The sequence below is a fragment of the Myxococcus eversor genome (assembly GCF_010894455.1).
In the GTDB taxonomy this organism is placed as follows: domain Bacteria; phylum Myxococcota; class Myxococcia; order Myxococcales; family Myxococcaceae; genus Myxococcus; species Myxococcus eversor.
Genome location: NZ_JAAIXY010000063.1, coordinates 1 through 2,092, shown reverse-complemented (window position 1 = coordinate 2,092; position 2,092 = coordinate 1). Strand labels below are relative to the sequence as shown.

The window sequence follows — 2,092 nt, the reverse complement described above, 5'->3', positions numbered from 1 at the left end:
ACCACCTGCGTCGCCAGCAGTGAGTGTCCTCCCAGCTCGAAGAAGTCGTCCTTCCTCCCCACCCGCTTCGCGCCCAGCACCTCCGCGAAGACCTCCGCCAGCTTCGCTTCCGTCCCTGCTCGCGGGGCCTCGTACTCCTCCGCCGCCTGCGCCGCGTCCTCGGGCGCTGGCAATGCCCTGCGGTCCACCTTCCCGTTCGCCGTCAGCGGCAGCGCCTCCAGCACCACCACCACCGTCGGCACCAGGTACTCCGGCAGCTTCTTCCTGAGGCCCTCCTTCACCGCACTGGCGTCCAACCCCGCCCCCACCACGTACCCCACCAGCTTCTTGTCCCCCCGCTCCTCCCTCACCACCGCTACGGCTTCTCTCACCCCCGCCTGCTGCTTCAGCCCCTCCTCCACCTCCCCCAACTCAATCCGGTACCCACGCACCTTCACCTGACTGTCTCGTCGGCCCAGGAACTCCAGCACCCCGTCCCCCCGCCACCTCACCACGTCTCCTGTCCGGTACAGCCGCTCGCCCTCTCCATACGGGCTCGGCACGAAGCGCTCCGCCGTCCACTCCGGGCGCCCCACGTACCCCACCGCCAACCCCTCTCCTCCCGCGTACAGCTCTCCCGGCACTCCCACCGCCACTGGATTCAGTCGCCCGTCCAGCACGTACACCTCCGTGCCTTCGACTGGTTTCCCAATCGGCGCACCTCGGGTGCCCACTTGCCGCTCGTCTTCCATCCGGTACGCCGTCGTGAAAGTCGTGTTCTCCGTCGGCCCGTACCCATTGATGAGTGTGCCGCCCTCGCGCAGCCGCTCTCGGACTCGCTGCGCCGGCAGCACGTCTCCTCCCGCCAGCACCTGACGCACGCCCTTCAGCGCTTCCGGCTGGTACGCCTGCATCTGCTCGAAGAGGGCCGCCGTCAGCCACAACGACGTCACGCCTCTCCTCGTCAGCTCGCGGCCTACTTCCTCCAGCGACACCTCCTTCGCCGGGTACACCACCAGCTTTGCCCCGTGCAGCAACGCGCCCCATACCTCCAACGTCGACGCGTCGAACGACACCGGCGCCAGCTGCATCCACACCTCATCCGCGCTGAAGTTCGCGTAGCTGGCTCCCAGCACCAACCTCGCCACGGCCCTCTGCGGCACTCCCACGCCCTTCGGCGTCCCCGTGCTTCCCGACGTGTACATCACGTACGCCAGGTTGCCTCCGCTTCCTCGGAGGCTCGGGTTGCTTCGCGGCTGACGGCTGATGAGTTCCTTCTCCCCGTCCACACCCACCACCACGTCCGCGCTCTCCGCCACTTCCTCCACCTGCGCGTCCGTCCCCACCACCACCGCCACTCCCGCTTCCCTCTTCATCCACCTCAACCGCTCCGCTGGCACTCCTGCTTCCAGCGGCACGTACGCACCTCCCGCCTTCACCACCCCCAGCACCGACACCAACCACTCCACCCCTCGCTCCACGCACAGCCCCACCCTCACCTCGGGGCCCACTCCCACCTCCCTCAGGTGGTGCGCCAGTTGGTTGGCTCTCTCGTTCAGCTGCGCATACGTCAGCGACTCCTCTCCGCACTCCACCGCCACCGCGCCCGGCGTCTTCTCCACTTGCGACTCGAAGAGTCCCGCCAGCGTCTCGTCACGGCGCGCAGTCGGAGGCCTCGCCTTCCCACTCCACTCGCGCACCAGTCGCCGCTGTTCCTCCTCACCCACCAGCGACACCTGCCACACCTTCTTCTCCAGTCCCTCCACCGCCCCCTCCAACACACCCCTCACGTGTGTCAGCAGTCGCTCCGCCGTCCCCTCCTCGTACAAGTCGCTGTTGTAGTTCAGCGTCACCCCCACCCCCTCCCCGTCCTCCCCCACCAACATCGAGAAGTCGAACTTCGACGTCTTCGTGTCCGCCTCCAGCCCCCTCAGCACCAACCCCTTCCCCAGCTTCACCTCCACCCCGGGCGTGTTCTGCAACGTCAGCGACACCTGGAACAGTGGACTGCGACTCATGTCCCTCCGCGGCAGCAACTCCTCCACCAACTTCTCGAATGGCACGTCCTGGTGCGCGTACGCACCCAACGTCACCTCTCTCGCCCTCCCCACCA

The 2,092-nt window shown here is 67.5% G+C and carries 1 protein-coding gene; it reads right to left on the bottom strand.

Annotated features, from left to right (window positions below; genetic code table 11):
• A partial coding sequence (locus tag G4D83_RS45125) for a non-ribosomal peptide synthetase (protein ID WP_240357193.1) occupies positions 1 to 2,024 on the bottom strand: 2,024 nt, incomplete at its 3' end.
• Between the last annotated feature and the right edge of the window lie 68 nt (positions 2,025 to 2,092).